A 16369-nucleotide genomic window follows, 5' to 3' on the forward strand; every position below is an offset into this window, starting at 1 on the left:
CACGCCGCACACGTCATGCGGCGCCGACGAGCCGGTAGCCGACGCCCGTTTCGGTGACGATGTGCTCCGGCTGCGCGGGATCGCGCTCGAGCTTCTGGCGCAGATGCGCCATGTAGATGCGCAGATAGTGAGGGCTCTCGACGTGCGACGGCCCCCACACGTCGCGCAGCAGCTGGCGGTGCGTGAGCACGCGCCCCGCGTGCCGCACGAGCGTCGCGAGCAACCGGTACTCGAGCGGTGTGAGATGCACGATCTCGCCGTCGCGCCACACCTGGCGCAGCGCGAGATCGACCGTCACGTTGCCGAAACCGACCTTCGGCGACTCGTTGGCGCCCCCCTGGTTGCGCCGGCGCAGCTGCGCGCGAATCCGCGCGCGCAACTCGGACACCCCGAACGGCTTCGTCAAATAGTCGTCGGCGCCCGCGTCGAGTGCGGCCACCTTCTCCTCTTCCTGCGTGCGCGCCGACAGCACGATGACCGGTACGTCGGACCAGCCGCGCAATTCGCGGATCACGTCGATGCCGTCGGTATCGGGCAGCCCGAGGTCGACGATCACGAGATCGGGCTTGCGGGTCGCCGCATCGATCAGCCCCTGCTTGCCCGTCTCCGCGTCGAACACGGCAATGTCCTCCTCCTCGAGCGCGGCGCGCACGAAGCGGCGGATCTGTTTTTCGTCCTCGATCAGGACGACGGTCAGGCTCGGTTCACTCATGGTCTGGCAACGGCTCGGAAGAAGGCGACGCGCCGGGCGCGTCGAGGTCGTCGTCGGGTACCGCAGGCGCGGGCGGCGGCGTGTCGACCGGCAGCGTGAACCAGAAGCGCGCGCCGGCCACGCGGCCGTCGGGCCCGGTACGGTTGAGCGCGCCGATTGTACCGCCGTGCGCGTCGACGATCGCGCGACAGATCGCGAGGCCCAGGCCGATACCGGGCGTCGCAGATTCCTTCTCGCCGCGCGTGAACTTGTCGAAGATCCGCGTTTCCATCCCGGGCGGCAGGCCGGGGCCGTAATCGTCGACGTGCACGCGCACGAACGCGCGGCCGTCGTCGGTCACGCGTTCGGCGCCGATGTCGATCGGCGTGTCGGCCGGCGTGTACTTCGCCGCGTTTTCGAACAGGTTCGCGAACAGCCGCTCCATCAGCACCGCATCCGTCTGCAGCAGCGGCAGGTCGGCCGGCAGCGCGACGCGCACCGGATGGCGCGCCAGCACGCGCTTGCACGCGGCGAGCGCGGCGCCGACGGTTTCCTCCAGCACCGACCACTGACGCTTGAGCTGCAGGCTGCCGGCCTGCAGCCGCGCCATGTCGAGCAGATTCGTGACGATGCCGGTCATCCGCAGCGCCTCGTCGTGGATCGCGTCGACCAGCTCGGCTTCGCGTTGCGCGGCACGTTCCGCCGCCGCGTCGTCAGTCGATGCACGGGCCGCGCGCCCGTTCGCGAGCATCGACGAGAAACCGACGATCGTGGTGAGCGGCGTGCGCAGGTCGTGCGAGATCGCCGACAGCAGCGAATTGCGCAGCCGCTCGGATTCCATGTTGACGAGCGCGTCGCGCGCGATCTCGACGTAGTGCACGCGTTCGAGTGCAAGTGCGATCTGCGCCGCGAACGCATCGAGCATCCGCTGCTGTTCCGGCACCTCGAGTTCGCGCGGCTCGCGCGATGCGACCGCGAGCACGCCGCGCGTGCGCATCGGCGCCTTCAGCGGCAGGTACAACGCAGCGGTCGCGGGCAGCGTGTCGGTGCCGCGGCCGGCCGGCTTCTGCTGGTCGTACACCCACTGGCCGACATCGCTGTCGAGCTCCGGGCCGGTCAGCGTCACGGCCGCGTCGGGCTCCTCGATCTTCTGCCGCACCTGGTCAGCGCTGTCCGGCAGCAGGAACGCGACGCGCGCGCGAAACACCTCGCTGACGTGCCGGCTGCCGATCTCGACGATCTGCTCGGTCGTCAGCGCCGCGCCGAGTTCGCGCGCCATCGCGTAGATCGCGCCCGTGCGGCGCTCGCGATGCTGCGCGACGCTCGCCTGACGCGTGAGCGTCGACGTCAGATGGCTGATCACGAGCGACGTGAGCAGCATCCCGAAGAAGGTCAGCAGGTATTGCGTGTCGCTGACCGAGAACGACATCCGCGGCGGCACGAAGAAGAAGTCGAACGCGGCCACCGACAGGAACGACTGCAGCACGCCCGGGCCGCGCCCGAGCCGCACGGCCGAGAACACGACGCCAAGCAGGTACAGCATCACGAGGTTCGTCAGGTCCAGCCGCGCGGACACGATGCTCGCGACACCGGTGATCGCCGCGCAGATCGCGGCCGCATACACATAATGGCGCGGCGGCGAACGCCGCATGCCGAACTGCGCGAACGCGTCGCGCCAGTCGCGGGCGCGCGCGTCGCGCGGCGCCGCACGTGCGTCGTCGGTCGCGGATGCGCGGATCAGCATCAGGTCGACGTCGCCCGCGCGCTCGGCGAGCCGCTCGCCGAACGGCCGAGCGAAGCGGCGGGCGAGCCCGACCTTCGACGAGCCGCCGGCCACGATCTTCGACACGTTGCGCACCTTCGCATAACCGATCAGCGCGGCGAGCGCGTCGTCGCCGGCAAGCGTGGCCGTCTCGGCGCCCAGCTCGGCCGCGAGCTTCAGCGCGTCGAGCGTGCGCTGCCGGCGCGCGTCGGGCAGCCGCTGCAGCCGCGGCGTCTCGACGTACACGGCGATCCAGTCGGCCTTCACGCTCGCTGCAAGCCGCGCGGCCGCGCGCACGAGCGTGGGCGCTTCCGGGCCGGGCCCGACGCAGACGAGCAACCGCTCGCGCGCCTGCCAGATGCGCTGGATCGAACGGTCCGCGCGGTACTCTCGCATCTGCGCGTCGACGCGATCGGCCGTGCGCCGCAGCGCGAGTTCGCGCAATGCGATCAGGTTGCCCTTGCGGAAGAAATTGCGCACCGCGCGCTCGGCCTGCTGCGCGAGATAGACCTTGCCGTCGCGCATCCGCTCGAGCAGTTCCTCGGCGGGCAGGTCGACCAGCGTGACCTCGTCGGCCGCATCGAATACACGATCGGGCACGGTTTCCCACACGCGAATGCCGGTGATCGCACCGACCACGTCGTTCAGGCTTTCGAGATGCTGGACGTTGACCGTCGTGTACACGTCGATGCCCGCGTCGAGCAGTTCGTGCACGTCCTGCCAGCGCTTCAGATGCCGTGCGCCCTGCACGTTCGAATGCGCGAGTTCGTCGACGAGGATCAGCTGCGGCGCACGCGCAAGCGCGGCGTCGAGATCGAACTCCGTGAGCGTGCGGCCGCGATATTCGATGTGCGCGAGCGGCAGCACGTCGAAGCCGTCGAGCAGCGCCGCAGTTTCGGCGCGGCCGTGCGTCTCGACGATCCCGACGACGACGTCGACGCCGTCCTGCAGCCGCTGGCGCGCGGCCTGCAGCATCGCGTAGGTCTTGCCGACACCGGCGGACGCGCCGAAGAAGATCTTCAGCTGGCCGCGCCGCTGCTTTTCTTCATCGCGCTGCAGCTTGTCGAGGAGTTGGTCGGGATCGGGGCGGTTCATGCGTCAGGATGGGGAAGCGCCGGATGGCGCGCGAGATACACGCATTGTGGTTCCAAATCGCTGCAAAACGCAAAGACGGCGCATGCGCCGCCGGTCGATGCCGGCGCGGCGCGCAGCATGCCGCGCCGCGCCGCGGCGCCCGCGCTCAGTGCGCGGCTTGCGCCGCGTCGAGCGCGAGGTTCAGCTTCAGCACGTTCACGCGCGGCTCGCCGAGTACGCCGAACTGGCGGCCCGTCGTGTTCTCGGCGACGAGTTGCGCGACCGCGTCGGTCGTGAGCTTGCGCGCCTTCGCGACGCGCTCGACCTGATACGCGGCGGCAGCCGGCGTGATCTCCGGATCGAGGCCGCTCGCCGACGCCGTCACGAGGTCGGCCGGCACCGGCTTCGACAGATCGGTGCCCGCGTCGCGCAACGCGGCGATGCGCGCCTTCACCTGGTCGGCGAGCGACGGGTTCAGCGGCCCGAGGTTCGAGCCGCCGGAGCCGGTCGCGTTGTACGGCATCGGCGAGGTGGCCGACAGCCGGCCCCAGAAGTACTTCGGCGCGTCGAACTGCTGGCCGATCAGCGCGGAACCGACGACCTTGCCGTCGTGCTCGATCAGGCTGCCGTTCGCCTGCGATGGAAATACGGCCTGACCGAACACGGTCATCACGGCCGGGTAAGCGAGCCCCGTCACGGCGGTCAGCACGACGAAGATCACGACGAGGGGGCGAATCAGCGTTTTCATGGTGGTGGTTCCTTCAGGTGCCGCGCATCAGGCCCAGCCCAGGGCGGCGAGCGTCATGTCGATCAGCTTGATGAACGGGAACGGCAGCAGCATGCCGCCGAGGCCGTACACCAGCAGGTTGCGGCGCAACAGCGACGCGGCGCCGAGCGGCCGGTACGTGACGCCCTTCAGCGCGAGCGGGATCAGCGCGACGATGATCAGCGCGTTGAAGATCACCGCCGACAGGATCGCCGACGCGGGCGACGTCAGATGCATGATGTCGAGCACCTTCAGTTGCGGGTACGTCGTCACGAACGCGGCCGGGATGATCGCGAAATACTTCGCGATGTCGTTCGCGATCGAGAACGTCGTCAGCGAGCCGCGCGTCATCAGCATCTGCTTGCCGATCTCGACGATCTCGATCAGCTTGGTCGGATTCGAATCGAGGTCGACCATGTTGCCGGCCTCCTTCGCCGCCTGCGTGCCGGTATTCATCGCGACTGCGACGTCGGCCTGCGCGAGCGCCGGCGCGTCGTTGGTGCCGTCGCCCGTCATCGCGACGAGGCGCCCGGCCGCCTGGTGCTCGCGAATCGTCGCGAGCTTGGTTTCCGGCGTCGCTTCCGCGAGGAAGTCGTCGACGCCCGCCTCCGCCGCGATCGCCGCGGCCGTCAGCCGGTTGTCGCCCGTCACCATTACCGTCTTGATGCCCATCTTGCGCAGCTCGGCGAAGCGCTCCTTGATGCCGCCCTTCACGATGTCCTTGAGCTCGATCACGCCGAGCACGCGCGCAACGCCGTCCTGCAGCTCGGCCACGACGAGCGGCGTGCTGCCGCGGCGCGCGACGTCGTCCACCGCGCGGCGCACTTCTTCGGGGAAGCGGCTGCCGTGGGTCTCGACGTAGCGGCGGATCGCATCGGCCGCGCCCTTGCGGATCTCGCGGCCGGGCGCCCCGGACGAAGTTCCCTGCGGAGCCAGATCGACGCCGCTCATCCGCGTCTGCGCGGAAAAGCCGATGAACGTCGCGTGCAGTTGCGCCATGTCGCGCTGACGGATGTTGAAGCGCTCCTTCGCGAGCACCACGATGCTGCGGCCTTCCGGCGTTTCATCGGCGAGCGACGACAGCTGCGCGGCGTCCGCGAGCGCTTCCTCGGTCACCCCCGGCGCGGGCACGAACGCCGACGCCTGCCGGTTGCCGAGCGTGATCGTGCCGGTCTTGTCGAGCAGCAGCACGTCGACGTCGCCAGCCGCTTCCACCGCGCGGCCCGACGTTGCGATCACGTTCGCCTGCATCATCCGGCTCATCCCGGCCACGCCGATCGCGGACAGCAGGCCGCCGATCGTCGTCGGAATCAGGCACACGAGCAGCGCGACGAGCGCGGTAATCGTCACCACGTGGCCGGACTTCATTGCCTCGACCGAGAACATCGAGAACGGCAGCAGCGTCGCGGTCGCGAGCAGCATCACGATGGTCAGCGCGACGAGCAGGATCGTCAGCGCGACTTCGTTCGGCGTCTTCTTGCGCTTCGCGCCTTCGACCATCGCGATCATCCGGTCGAGGAATGCCTCGCCGGGGTTCGCGGTGACCGTCACGACGATCCAGTCGGACAGCACGCGCGTGCCACCCGTCACCGACGAGAAGTCGCCGCCCGACTCCCGGATCACCGGCGCGGATTCGCCGCTAATCGCCGATTCGTCGACCGATGCGACGCCGTCGACGACTTCGCCGTCGGCCGGGATCACGTCGCCGGCCTCGACCAGCACGACGTCGCCCTTGCGCAGTTCGGACGCGGTCGTGATGCGGATCGGCGACTTCGGGTGCGGCTCGTTCAGCTTCTTCGCCATCACGTCCTTCTTCGCGCTGCGCAGCGACGCAGCCTGCGCCTTCGAACGCCCTTCGGCGAGCGCTTCGGCGAAGTTCGCGAACAGCACGGTGAACCACAGCCACAGCGCGATCGCCAGGATGAAGCCGGCCGGCGCCTCGGCCTGGCCCGACAGCGCCGCGACCCACAGGATCGTGGTGAGGATGCTGCCGACGTACACGCAGAACATCACCGGGTTGCGAAACTGCGTGCGCGGCGTGAGTTTCTTGAACGAATCCACGATCGCCGGACGCAGCAGCGCGGGATCGAACATGGATCGTGTTGCGGAATGTTGAGTCATTGCGATCTCTTCAACTTTTTCAATGTATCGCCATGCGGACGGGTCAGGCACCCAGCCACATCATCAAATGCTCGACGCCCGGGCCGAGCGCGAGCGCCGGCACGTAGGTCAGTGCGCCCACCAGCATCACGGTGCCGAGCAACAGCACGACGAACAACGGACCGTGTGTCGGCAGCGTGCCGCCCGTCACCGCGATGCGCTTCTTCGCGGCGAGCGAGCCGGCGATCGCCAGCACCGGCACGATCGTGCCGAAGCGGCCGAACCACATCGCGATCGCGGTCATCCAGTTGTAGAACGGCGTGCCGACCGTCAGGCCCGCGAACGCACTGCCGTTGTTGTTGGCGGCCGAGCTGAACGCATAGAGGATCTCCGAGAAGCCGTGCGGGCCCGGGTTCGCGATGCCTGCCTTGCCCGCATCGGCGAGCACGGCGATCGACGTGCCGACCAGCACGAGCAGCGGCGTGAGCAGCACGACGATCGACACCATCTTCATCTCGTACGACTCGATCTTCTTGCCGACGTATTCGGGCGTGCGGCCGATCATCAGGCCGGCGACGAACACCGCGAGCAGCGCGAACACGAGCATCCCGTAGAGGCCGGAGCCGACGCCGCCGTAGATCACTTCTCCGAGCTGCATCAACAGCATCGGCACGAGGCCGCCGAGCGGCGTCAGCGAGTCGTGCATCGTGTCGACGGCGCCGCATGACGCGGCCGTCGTCGCGACCGTGAAGATGCCGGTCTGCGCGATCCCGAAGCGCGTTTCCTTGCCTTCCATGTTGCCGCCCGGCTGCAGCGCGCTCGCCGACTGGTCGACGTTGAGCGCGGCGAGCGTCGGGTTGCCGCGCTGCTCGGCACCGATCTCGACGCCGACCGCGACCGCGAACGCAACCGTCATCGCCGCGAGCACCGCGATGCCCTGCCGCCGGTCGCCGATCATCCGGCCGAACACGAGACAAAGCGCGGCCGGAATGATCAGGATCGCGAAGATCTGCACGAAGTTCGTGAACGGCGTCGGGTTCTCGTACGGATGCGCGGAGTTCGCGTTGAAGAACCCGCCGCCGTTGGTGCCGAGCATCTTGATCGCTTCCTGCGAAGCGACCGGGCCCATCGCGAGCGTCTGCTTCACGAGCGGAGTCGGCACCGTGACCGGATTGCCCTTGTCGTCCTTCACCGGATTGCCCTGCGCGTCGAGCTTCGGCGCCGCGTAGGTGCTCGCCTGCAGCACCGGCACGTCCTGGTACGCCTTCATGTTCTGGATCACGCCCTGGCTCATCAGCAGCCCGGCGATCACGACCGACATCGGCACGAGCACGTACAGCGTCACGCGCGTGAGGTCGACCCAGAAGTTGCCGATCGTCTGCGCCGTGTGACGTGCGAAGCCGCGGATCAGCGCGATCACGACGACGATGCCGGTCGCCGCCGACAGGAAGTTCTGCACGGTCAGGCCGAGCATCTGCGTCAGGTAGCTGACGGTCTGCTCGGGCGTGTAGTCCTGCCAGTTCGTGTTGGTGACGAAGCTGACGGCCGTGTTGAATGCACCGTCGACGGTCATCGCGCCGAACTGCTGCGGGTTGCCCGGCAGCACGCCCTGCAGCCGCAGCAGGCCGTAGAGGAACAGCGCGCCGAACGCATTGAACGCGATCGTCGCGAGCGCGTATTGCTTCCACGTCATTTCGGTGCCGGCATCGACGCCGGCGATCCGGTACAGCGCGCGCTCGAGCGGCCCGAACACGCGCACCGCGCGCGAGCTGCCGTCCATCACGGCGGTCAGGTAGCGCGCGACCGGCACGGCCGCGGCGAGCAGCACGACGATGAATAGCAACGTCTGCAACAGGTTGTTCGCGTTCATTCGATGTCCTCCGCGCGCAGCAGCGCAAACACGAGATACGCGAACAGCAGCGCCGTCGAGGCGCCGGCCAGCCAAAGCATCCAGCTCATGCGCGCCCCCCGCGGCCGTATTGCGCAAGCTTGTCGCAACCGGCAATCAAACCGAGGATCAGCGCGGTGAAGACCACCAGTGCGCCGATGAAAACCCCATCCATTTTTGTTCTCCGTCGTCGAAATCTGACGACTCGAACGTTATGGGAATGCGCGTAAAGGGCGGGTCAAAGGTGCTCGGGCGCGTATAAAAAACGCGTAAACGCACGCGGCGGAGAGCGGCTGGCGGAATGCCCGGCGGGACTGCGTGCGCAGCGACGGACGGGCGGCACGCCGGTGCCGCCCGCAACGGGACGTGCCGGCGTGATGCCGGCACGAGCGGGGTGCGTCAGGGAACGAGGATCGTCGAGCCGGTCGTCTTGCGCGACTCGAGGTCGGCATGCGCGCGGCCGACTTCGGCGAGCGGATAGCGCTGATTGATGCTGGTCTTCACCTTGCCCGACAGGATCACGTCGAACAGCTCGGCAGCCGCGCCTTCGAGATCGGCGCGCTTCGCGATGTACGAGAACAGCGTCGGCCGCGTGAAGAACAGCGAGCCGCGCGACGAAAACTCCTTCGAGTCGATCGGCGGCAGCGGGCCCGACGCATTGCCGAAGCTGACGAAGTAGCCGAGCGGCGCGAGACAGTCGAGCGAACCGATGTAGGTGTCCTTGCCGATCGAATCGTAGACGACCGGTACACCTGCACCGTTCGTGATCTCCTTTACGCGCTGCGTGAAATTCTCGCGCGTGTAGACGACCGGATGATCGCAGCCGTGCGCCTTCGCGAGCGCGGCCTTCTCGTCGGACCCGACCGTGCCGATCACGGTCGCGCCGAGCGCCTTCGCCCATTGGCACACGAGCAGGCCGACGCCGCCCGCGGCCGCATGAATCAGGATCGTGTCGCCTGCCTTCACCGGATACGTGCGGCGCAGCAGGTAGTGCGCGGTCAGTCCCTGCAGCATCACGGATGCCGCGTCGTCGTAGCTGATCCCGTCCGGCAGCTTGACCAGGCGCTCGGCCGGCATCACGCGCTCCTGCGCATATGCGCCCGGCGGCTGGCCGACGTAGGCGACGCGGTCGCCGGCCTTGAACGCGGTCACGCCGTCGCCGACGGCCGTCACCTCGCCCGCCGCCTCCATCCCGAGCCCGCCGGGCAGCGGCTGCGGATAAAGGCCGGTGCGGAAATAGACGTCGATGTAGTTGAGCCCGACCGCATGCTGCCGGATGCGGACTTCACCCGCCTTCGGCGCGCCGACTTCGACGTCGACCCACTTCATCACGTCCGGGCCGCCGGGATGGTCGTATCGGATTGCTTTCGGCATCGTTTCGCTCCTTGTTGGTCAGGAAATCGTGTTCGGCAAATACGGCTACATCGTCGCCGCTCGATGCATGCGAGCGGCGGACGTAGCGAACGATTCTCGCGCGTGCTGCGCGGTCATGCACCGTGTCACCGCAATCCCTTCACATCGTCAGGGTTTTCGCGATCAATGGCGCCGACAAACCATGCGCGCGGGGCCGCAGCTTTGAGCAGGTCGCTGGATTCGTTCGAAATCGCATTCGCGCCAATGACGGTCGTCGCACTGCGACTTGCGGGATTCATCGCGTTGCCGAGCCGGACGAACGTCGACTTTGCCTGCGACGGCGTGGCCTGACTGCCGCCGCGGGTCCCCGCGTGGCAGTCGGCGCGCGACAAGTCCGACGCAGCGCATCGCCGCACGTGGTCAGGTTATCCACAGCTTGCGACGGGCCGGTCGGTTGACCCGCGTCCTGCCGCGCACATTTACGAGATGACGGCCGCGCAACTTGGCCGTTTGCCAACCCGATCATCCGCCGGATCCGAATTCGTGCACCGCTGCCTGCCTAGCACACGTCCTGCATGTTGCGCGCCAGATCGTCGAGCAGCATCCGCGCGGTCGCGACGTTGGTCGCAACCGGCACGTCGTGCACGTCGCATGCACGCACCAGCGCGGTGATGTCCGGATCGTGCGGCTGCGCGGTCATCGGATCGCGCAGGAACACGACGATGTCGACCCGGCCATCGGCGAGTTCGGCACCGATCTGCAAGTCGCCGCCGAGCGGCCCCGACAGCTTGCGCTCGACGTCGAGCCCGTGCGCGGCGGCGATGCGGCCGCCCGTCGTGCCGGTCGCAACCAGCCTGCATTGCGCGAGCGTCTCGCGGTACTGGCCCGCGAGCGCAACGATCTCGTCCTTCTTCGCGTCGTGCGCGATCAATGCGATGCGGGGTTTGCTCATCTCCGGTTCCTTCGTCGTTCAGTGGTTGTCGTCATCGTGAATGGTGCGGCGCGGCGGCGGGTCAGAACGTGCCCGGATACGCGCCGCCGTCGAGCAGCCAGTTCTGCCCGGTGATGTAGCCGGCATGCACGCTGCACAGGAACGCGCAGGCCGCGCCGAATTCCGCGCGCGTGCCGAGCCGGCCGGCCGGGATGTCCTTCGTGCGCCGCGCGCGCATCTCGTCGACCGTCACGCCTTGCGCCTTCGCCGACGCGGCGAGCGTCGTCGCGATCCGGTCGGTGTCGAACAGCCCCGGCAGCAGGTTGTTGATCGTCACGCCCTGCCCCGCGACCTTGCGCGACAGGCCGGCGACGAAACCGGTGAGCCCCGAGCGCGCACCGTTCGACAGCGCGAGCACGTCGATCGGCGCCTTCACGGCCGAACTCGTGATGTTGACGATCCGGCCGAAGCCGCGCCCGATCATCCCGTCGATGGTCGCGCGGATCAGCTCGATCGGCGTCAGCATGTTCGCGTCGAGCGCGCGGATCCAGTCGTCGTGCGAGAAATCGCGGAAGTCGCCGGGTGGCGGCCCGCCCGCATTCGTCACGAGAATGTCCGGCTGCGGGCACGCGGCGAGCGCGGCCGCGCGCCCGTCCGGCGTCGTGATGTCGCAGGCGACCGCGGTGACCGACACGTCCGACGCTGCGCGGATCTCTTCCGCGGTTGCCTCGAGCGTGTCGCGCGTGCGCGCGACGATCACGAGATTCACGCCCTCCGCGGCCAGCGCTTCCGCGCAGCCGCGTCCGAGCCCTTTGCTCGCCGCGCACACGAGCGCGGTCTTTCCTGCGATGCCGAGATCCATCGTCGATTCCTTTGTGGCGGCGCGCGCCGGCGCTTGCCTGCCGTGCCGCCGGACAGGCGAACGCGGCGCGCGGATTGTCGTCACACATCGATAATATCCGGATCGCGCGGCGCGCCTTGGTAAAATTGCCGCCATAAGCGGCGGCCTGCCTTGCGCCGGCGCCGCCCCCGATCCTCTTTTGCCGCCAAGGCGCCCCGTCATGAAACAGGACAGCCGTTTCCCGAATCTCTTCATCCTCGATCACCCGCTGATCCAGCACAAGCTGACCCACATGCGCGACAAGGACACGTCCACGCGCACGTTCCGCGAGCTGCTGCGCGAGATCACGCTGCTGATGGGGTACGAGATCACTCGCAACCTGCCGATCACGACCAAGCGGGTCGAAACCCCGCTCGTCGAGATCGACGCGCCGGTGATCGCCGGCAAGAAGCTCGCGATCGTGCCGGTGTTGCGTGCCGGCGTCGGGATGTCGGACGGCCTGCTCGACCTCGTGCCGTCCGCGCGCGTCGGCCACATCGGCGTGTACCGCGCCGACGACCACCGCCCGGTCGAATACCTGGTGCGCCTGCCGGATCTGGAAGACCGGATCTTCATCCTGTGCGACCCGATGGTCGCAACCGGCTATTCGGCGGTGCACGCGGTCGACGTGCTGAAGCGCCGCAACGTGCCGGCCGCGAACATCATGTTCGTGGCGCTCGTCGCCGCGCCCGAGGGCGTGCAGGTGTTTCAGGACGCGCATCCGGACGTGAAGCTGTACGTCGCGTCGCTCGACTCGCACCTGAACGAGCACGCGTACATCGTGCCGGGCCTCGGCGACGCGGGCGATCGCCTGTTCGGCACGAAGAACTGACGGCGCGCACCGGGCGCGCCGCGATGGCCCGCCCGGCCGTTCGGCCATGCGCGGCGGCCCCGAAGCGGCGGTCGCCGCGTGATAAAATCACGTTCCACTCGACACGCGCGGCCCCGCGGCATCACGCCCGCCGACACGGCCGCCGATTCAACGACACATTGGCACACACGCCCGCGCAAGCACGCCCGGGCACGGAGAAAGGTATGGCTGGTCATTCGAAATGGGCCAACATCAAGCATAAGAAGGCAGCGGCCGACGCGAAGCGCGGCAAGATCTGGACCCGTCTCATCAAGGAAATCCAGGTCGCGGCCCGCCTCGGCGGCGGCGACCCGGGCTCGAACCCGCGTCTGCGTCTCGCGGTCGACAAGGCAGCCGACGCGAACATGCCGAAGGACAACGTGAAGCGGGCGATCGACCGCGGCGTCGGCGGCGCGGACGGCGCGAACTACGAAGAGATCCGTTACGAAGGCTACGGCATCGGCGGCGCGGCGATCATCGTCGACACGCTGACCGACAACCGCACCCGCACGGTCGCGGAAGTGCGCCACGCGTTCTCGAAGTTCGGCGGCAACATGGGCACCGACGGTTCGGTCGCGTTCATGTTCGATCACGTCGGCCAGTTCCTGTTCGCGCCCGGCACGTCGGAAGACGCGCTGATGGAAGCGGCGCTCGAAGCCGGTGCGGACGACGTCAGCACGAACGACGACGGCTCGATCGAAGTGCTGTGCGACTGGCAGGCGTTCTCGGCGGTGAAGGACGCGCTCGAAGCCGCGGGCTTCAAGGCCGAGCTCGCCGAAGTGACGATGAAGCCGCAGAACGAAGTCGAATTCGCGGGCGACGATGCGGTGAAGATGCAGAAGCTCCTGGACGCGCTCGAGAACCTCGACGACGTGCAGGAGGTGTATACGAACGCCGTCATCGTCGAGGAATGACATGCAGGCCGCCGTGCGCATCGTCGCGGCGGCGGCCCGACCGATTTCGCGGCCGGCGCGCCTCAGCGTGCCGGCCGCCCTGTTTTCTAGTCTGCGGGGAATCCCATGAAACTACTCGTCGTCGGTTCCGGCGGCCGCGAACATGCGCTGGCGTGGAAGCTCGCGCAATCGCCGCGCGTCCAGATGGTCTACGTCGCGCCCGGCAATGGCGGCACGGCGCAGGACGAGCGTCTGAAGAACATCGACATCACGTCGCTCGACGCGCTGGCCGATTTCGCGGAAAGCGAAGGCGTCGCGTTCACGCTCGTCGGGCCGGAAGCGCCGCTCGCGGCCGGCATCGTCAACCTGTTCCGCGCGCGCGGCCTGAAGATCTTCGGCCCGACGCGCGAGGCCGCGCAGCTCGAAAGCTCGAAGGATTTCGCGAAGGCGTTCATGAAGCGTCACGGCATTCCGACCGCCGACTACGAAACCTTCTCCGACGCTGCGGCCGCGCACGCGTACATCGACGCGAAAGGCGCGCCGATCGTCGTGAAGGCCGACGGCCTCGCGGCCGGCAAGGGCGTCGTCGTCGCGATGACGCTGGAAGAAGCGCATGCGGCAGTCGACATGATGCTGTCGGGCAACAAGCTCGGCGACGCCGGCGCGCGCGTCGTGATCGAGGAATTCCTCGACGGCGAGGAAGCGAGCTTCATCGTGATGGTCGACGGCAAGCACGCGCTGGCGCTGGCCTCGAGTCAGGACCACAAGCGTCTGCTCGACGAAGACCGCGGCCCGAACACGGGCGGCATGGGCGCGTACTCGCCCGCGCCGATCGTCACGCCGCAGATGCACGCACGCGTGATGCGCGAAATCATCATGCCGACGGTGCGCGGGATGGAGAAGGACGGCATCCGCTTCACGGGCTTCCTGTATGCGGGCCTGATGATCGACAAGGACGGCAATCCGCGCACGCTGGAATTCAACTGCCGGATGGGCGACCCGGAGACGCAGCCGATCATGGCGCGCCTGAAGAGCGATTTCTCGAAGGTCGTCGAGCAGGCGATCGCGGGCACGCTCGATACGGTCGAGCTGGACTGGGACCGCCGCACCGCGCTCGGCGTCGTGCTGGCCGCGCACGGTTATCCGGACGCGCCGCGCAAGGGCGACCGCATCAACGGAATCCCGGCCGAGACCGAACAGGCGGTGACGTTCCATGCGGGCACGACGCTCGTCGACGGCGACAAGCTCGTCACGTCGGGCGGCCGCGTGCTGTGCGTGGTCGGCCTCGCCGATTCCGTGCGCGAAGCGCAGCAGCATGCGTACGATGCGATCAACCAGATCAATTTCGAAGGCATGCAATACCGCCGCGACATCGGCTTCCGCGCGCTGAACCGCAAGAGCGCGTGACGATCGCGCCGGGCGCGCCCGCTCCTCTGCCGGGGTTCGCTAGAATGCCCGGCAGATGCCTTTTTTACGGCCCGCGCCTCGCGCGCGGGCGCCCAGTTCAGACATGACCGATTCGACCTACGACGTAACGCGCGTGCGCACGTACCTCCAGGGCCTGCAGACACGCATCGCCGACGCGCTCGGCGCGCTCGACGGCACGCCGCTCGCGACCGACGCGTGGCAACGCGGTCCCGAAGAGCGCCTGCGCGGCGGCGGCTGCACGCGGATTCTCGAAGGCGGCCGCGTGTTCGAGCGTGCGGGAATCGGCTTTTCCGACGTCGCGGGCGACGCGCTGCCGCCGTCGGCGAGCGCCGCGCGCCCGCAGCTGGCCGGCCGCGGCTTCGAGGCGCTCGGCGTGTCGCTCGTGCTGCACCCGCGCAATCCGTACTGCCCGACCGTGCACATGAACGTGCGGATGCTGATCGCGACGAAACCGGGCGACGCGCCGGTCTTCTGGTTCGGCGGCGGCATGGATCTGACGCCGGTTTATCCGTTCGAGGATGACGCGCGACACTTCCACCAGACGTGCAAGGACGCGCTCGACCCGTTCGGCGCCGAGCTGTATCCGCGTTTCAAGACGTGGTGCGACGAGTATTTCTTCCTGAAGCACCGCAACGAGACGCGCGGCGTCGGCGGGATCTTCTTCGACGATTTCTCGGAGCCCGGATTCGAACGCTCGTTTGAGATGATGCAAAGCGTCGGCGACGCGTTCCTGAACGCGTACCTGCCGATCGTCGAACGCCGCGTCACGCTGCCGTACGGCGAGCGCGAACGCGAGTTCCAGGCTTACCGGCGCGGCCGCTACGTCGAATTCAACCTCGTGTTCGACCGCGGCACGCTGTTCGGCCTGCAAAGCGGCGGCCGCACCGAATCGATCCTGATGTCGATGCCGCCGGTCGCGAACTGGCGCTACAACTGGCAACCTGCCCCGGGTTCGCCGGAAGCGCGCCTCGCCGAATTCCTCGTGCCGCGCGACTGGGTCTGACCCGCGCGGCCGCCTCAAGAACAGGACACGTTTTTCTGAACACCACCGCCCGCCCCGCCCCGCAGCCGCGTCCGCTGTCGCGTCGCATCGGCCTGCTCGGCGGCACGTTCGACCCGATCCACGACGGCCATCTCGCGCTCGCGCGGCGGTTCGCCGACGTGCTCGGCCTGACCGAGCTCGCCCTGCTGCCGGCCGGACAGCCGTACCAGAAGCGCGACGTGTCGGCCGCCGAGCACCGCCTCGCGATGACGCGCGCCGCTGCGGGCGCGCTGTCGCTGCCCGGCGTGACGGTCACCGTCGCGACCGACGAAATCGAACACGACGGGCCGACCTACACCGTCGAGACGCTCGCGCGCTGGCGCGAGCGGATCGGCTCCGATGCATCGCTGTCGCTGCTGATCGGCGCCGACCAGCTGGTGCGGCTCGACACGTGGCGCGACTGGCGCGCGCTGTTCGACTACGCGCACGTGTGCGTGTCGACGCGCCCCGGTTTCGACCTCGGCGCGGCGCCGGCCGCCGTCACGCAGGAAATCGCGCGGCGTCAGGCAGGCGCCGACGTGCTGAAGGCGACGCCGGCCGGCCATCTGCTGATCGACACGGCGCTCGCGTTCGATATCGCGGCAACCGACATCCGTGCGCACCTGCGCGAATGCATCGCGCGTCATGCGCAAATGCCCGACGCGTCGGCCGAGCATGTGCCGGCCGCCGTCTGGGCCTATATTCTTCAACATCGCCTCTACCATTCCTGAT

Annotated in this window: 15 protein-coding genes; 5 read left to right on the plus strand and 10 right to left on the minus strand. The window is 68.3% G+C overall.

Features of this window, described 5'->3' with window-relative positions:
• Window positions 1-13: 13 nt before the first annotated feature.
• The 10 genes from kdpE to WK25_RS11200 all read right to left on the minus strand — a co-directional run bounded on the left by kdpE (window position 14) and on the right by WK25_RS11200 (window position 11427).
• Window positions 14-712, minus strand: a complete 699-nt coding sequence (gene kdpE / locus WK25_RS11155; protein ID WP_040144702.1) for a two-component system response regulator KdpE — start codon at window positions 710-712, stop codon at window positions 14-16.
• Window positions 705-3548, minus strand: a complete 2844-nt coding sequence (locus WK25_RS11160; protein ID WP_069241591.1) for a DUF4118 domain-containing protein — start codon at window positions 3546-3548, stop codon at window positions 705-707. Before WK25_RS11160 ends, kdpE begins: the two co-directional genes overlap by 8 nt.
• 145 nt (window positions 3549-3693) lie before the next feature.
• A complete protein-coding gene (kdpC, locus tag WK25_RS11165; protein ID WP_040144704.1) occupies window positions 3694-4275 on the minus strand; it encodes a potassium-transporting ATPase subunit KdpC in 582 nt (193 codons plus the stop codon).
• Window positions 4276-4302: 27 nt separating this feature from the next.
• Entirely contained in the window at window positions 4303-6414 is a 2112-nt protein-coding gene (kdpB, locus tag WK25_RS11170; protein WP_069241592.1) for a potassium-transporting ATPase subunit KdpB, read from the minus strand.
• Window positions 6415-6457: 43 nt separating this feature from the next.
• Window positions 6458-8263 (minus strand): potassium-transporting ATPase subunit KdpA, encoded by a 1806-nt coding sequence (gene kdpA, locus WK25_RS11175; RefSeq protein ID WP_040144706.1) that lies wholly within the window; start codon window positions 8261-8263, stop codon window positions 6458-6460.
• Window positions 8260-8352 carry a K(+)-transporting ATPase subunit F gene (gene kdpF / locus WK25_RS11180; protein WP_040144707.1) on the minus strand — a complete coding sequence of 31 codons (93 nt, stop codon included), beginning with the start codon at window positions 8350-8352 and terminating at the stop codon, window positions 8260-8262. The genes kdpA and kdpF overlap by 4 nt, the downstream gene beginning before the upstream one ends.
• Window positions 8353-8680: 328 nt before the next feature.
• Window positions 8681-9655, minus strand: coding sequence for a quinone oxidoreductase family protein (locus WK25_RS11185; RefSeq protein WP_069241593.1), 975 nt, complete (start codon window positions 9653-9655; stop codon window positions 8681-8683).
• A 125-nt stretch (window positions 9656-9780) separates the two neighbouring features.
• On the minus strand, window positions 9781-10026 hold the full coding sequence (locus WK25_RS11190; RefSeq protein WP_069241594.1) for a hypothetical protein: 246 nt from the start codon (window positions 10024-10026) through the stop codon (window positions 9781-9783).
• Between the two features lie 167 nt (window positions 10027-10193).
• Complete coding sequence (locus tag WK25_RS11195) at window positions 10194-10586, minus strand: methylglyoxal synthase (RefSeq protein ID WP_034208002.1); 393 nt, start codon at window positions 10584-10586, stop codon at window positions 10194-10196.
• Window positions 10587-10647: 61 nt separating this feature from the next.
• Window positions 10648-11427 carry an SDR family oxidoreductase gene (locus WK25_RS11200; RefSeq protein ID WP_040144710.1) on the minus strand — a complete coding sequence of 260 codons (780 nt, stop codon included), beginning with the start codon at window positions 11425-11427 and terminating at the stop codon, window positions 10648-10650.
• A 199-nt stretch (window positions 11428-11626) separates the two neighbouring features.
• Here WK25_RS11200 and upp point away from each other — a divergent pair, with 199 nt between their 5' ends.
• The 5 genes from upp (at window position 11627) to WK25_RS11225 (ending at window position 16368) form a co-directional block, all read left to right on the plus strand.
• Window positions 11627-12277 (plus strand): uracil phosphoribosyltransferase, encoded by a 651-nt coding sequence (gene upp, locus WK25_RS11205; RefSeq protein WP_010091140.1) that lies wholly within the window; start codon window positions 11627-11629, stop codon window positions 12275-12277.
• Between the two features lie 203 nt (window positions 12278-12480).
• On the plus strand, window positions 12481-13209 hold the full coding sequence (locus WK25_RS11210) for a YebC/PmpR family DNA-binding transcriptional regulator (protein WP_040144711.1): 729 nt from the start codon (window positions 12481-12483) through the stop codon (window positions 13207-13209).
• A 105-nt stretch (window positions 13210-13314) separates the two neighbouring features.
• A complete protein-coding gene (purD, locus tag WK25_RS11215; protein WP_040144712.1) occupies window positions 13315-14595 on the plus strand; it encodes a phosphoribosylamine--glycine ligase in 1281 nt (426 codons plus the stop codon).
• Window positions 14596-14698: 103 nt separating this feature from the next.
• Window positions 14699-15619, plus strand: coding sequence for an oxygen-dependent coproporphyrinogen oxidase (gene hemF, locus WK25_RS11220; protein WP_059546401.1), 921 nt, complete (start codon window positions 14699-14701; stop codon window positions 15617-15619).
• Window positions 15616-16368, plus strand: coding sequence for a nicotinate-nucleotide adenylyltransferase (locus WK25_RS11225; RefSeq protein WP_409995354.1), 753 nt, complete (start codon window positions 15616-15618; stop codon window positions 16366-16368). The genes hemF and WK25_RS11225 overlap by 4 nt, the downstream gene beginning before the upstream one ends.
• The last annotated feature ends 1 nt before the right edge of the window (window position 16369 follow it).

The organism is Burkholderia latens (genome assembly GCF_001718795.1).
Lineage (GTDB): Bacteria > Pseudomonadota > Gammaproteobacteria > Burkholderiales > Burkholderiaceae > Burkholderia > Burkholderia latens_A.

Bases quoted from the DNA above. Each gene is read 5' to 3' on its own strand.
- WK25_RS11160 (WP_069241591.1), bottom strand. From the start codon at position 3,548: ATGAACCGCCCCGATCCCGACCAACTCCTCGACAAGCTGCAGCGCGAT.
- WK25_RS11200 (WP_040144710.1), bottom strand. From the start codon at position 11,427: ATGGATCTCGGCATCGCAGGAAAGACCGCGCTCGTGTGCGCGGCGAGC.
- purD (WP_040144712.1), top strand. From the start codon at position 13,315: ATGAAACTACTCGTCGTCGGTTCCGGCGGCCGCGAACATGCGCTGGCG.
- kdpC (WP_040144704.1), bottom strand. From the start codon at position 4,275: ATGAAAACGCTGATTCGCCCCCTCGTCGTGATCTTCGTCGTGCTGACC.
- WK25_RS11195 (WP_034208002.1), bottom strand. From the start codon at position 10,586: ATGAGCAAACCCCGCATCGCATTGATCGCGCACGACGCGAAGAAGGAC.
- hemF (WP_059546401.1), top strand. From the start codon at position 14,699: ATGACCGATTCGACCTACGACGTAACGCGCGTGCGCACGTACCTCCAG.
- WK25_RS11185 (WP_069241593.1), bottom strand. From the start codon at position 9,655: ATGCCGAAAGCAATCCGATACGACCATCCCGGCGGCCCGGACGTGATG.
- upp (WP_010091140.1), top strand. From the start codon at position 11,627: ATGAAACAGGACAGCCGTTTCCCGAATCTCTTCATCCTCGATCACCCG.
- WK25_RS11210 (WP_040144711.1), top strand. From the start codon at position 12,481: ATGGCTGGTCATTCGAAATGGGCCAACATCAAGCATAAGAAGGCAGCG.
- kdpE (WP_040144702.1), bottom strand. From the start codon at position 712: ATGAGTGAACCGAGCCTGACCGTCGTCCTGATCGAGGACGAAAAACAG.
- kdpA (WP_040144706.1), bottom strand. From the start codon at position 8,263: ATGAACGCGAACAACCTGTTGCAGACGTTGCTATTCATCGTCGTGCTG.
- kdpF (WP_040144707.1), bottom strand. From the start codon at position 8,352: ATGAGCTGGATGCTTTGGCTGGCCGGCGCCTCGACGGCGCTGCTGTTC.
- kdpB (WP_069241592.1), bottom strand. From the start codon at position 6,414: ATGACTCAACATTCCGCAACACGATCCATGTTCGATCCCGCGCTGCTG.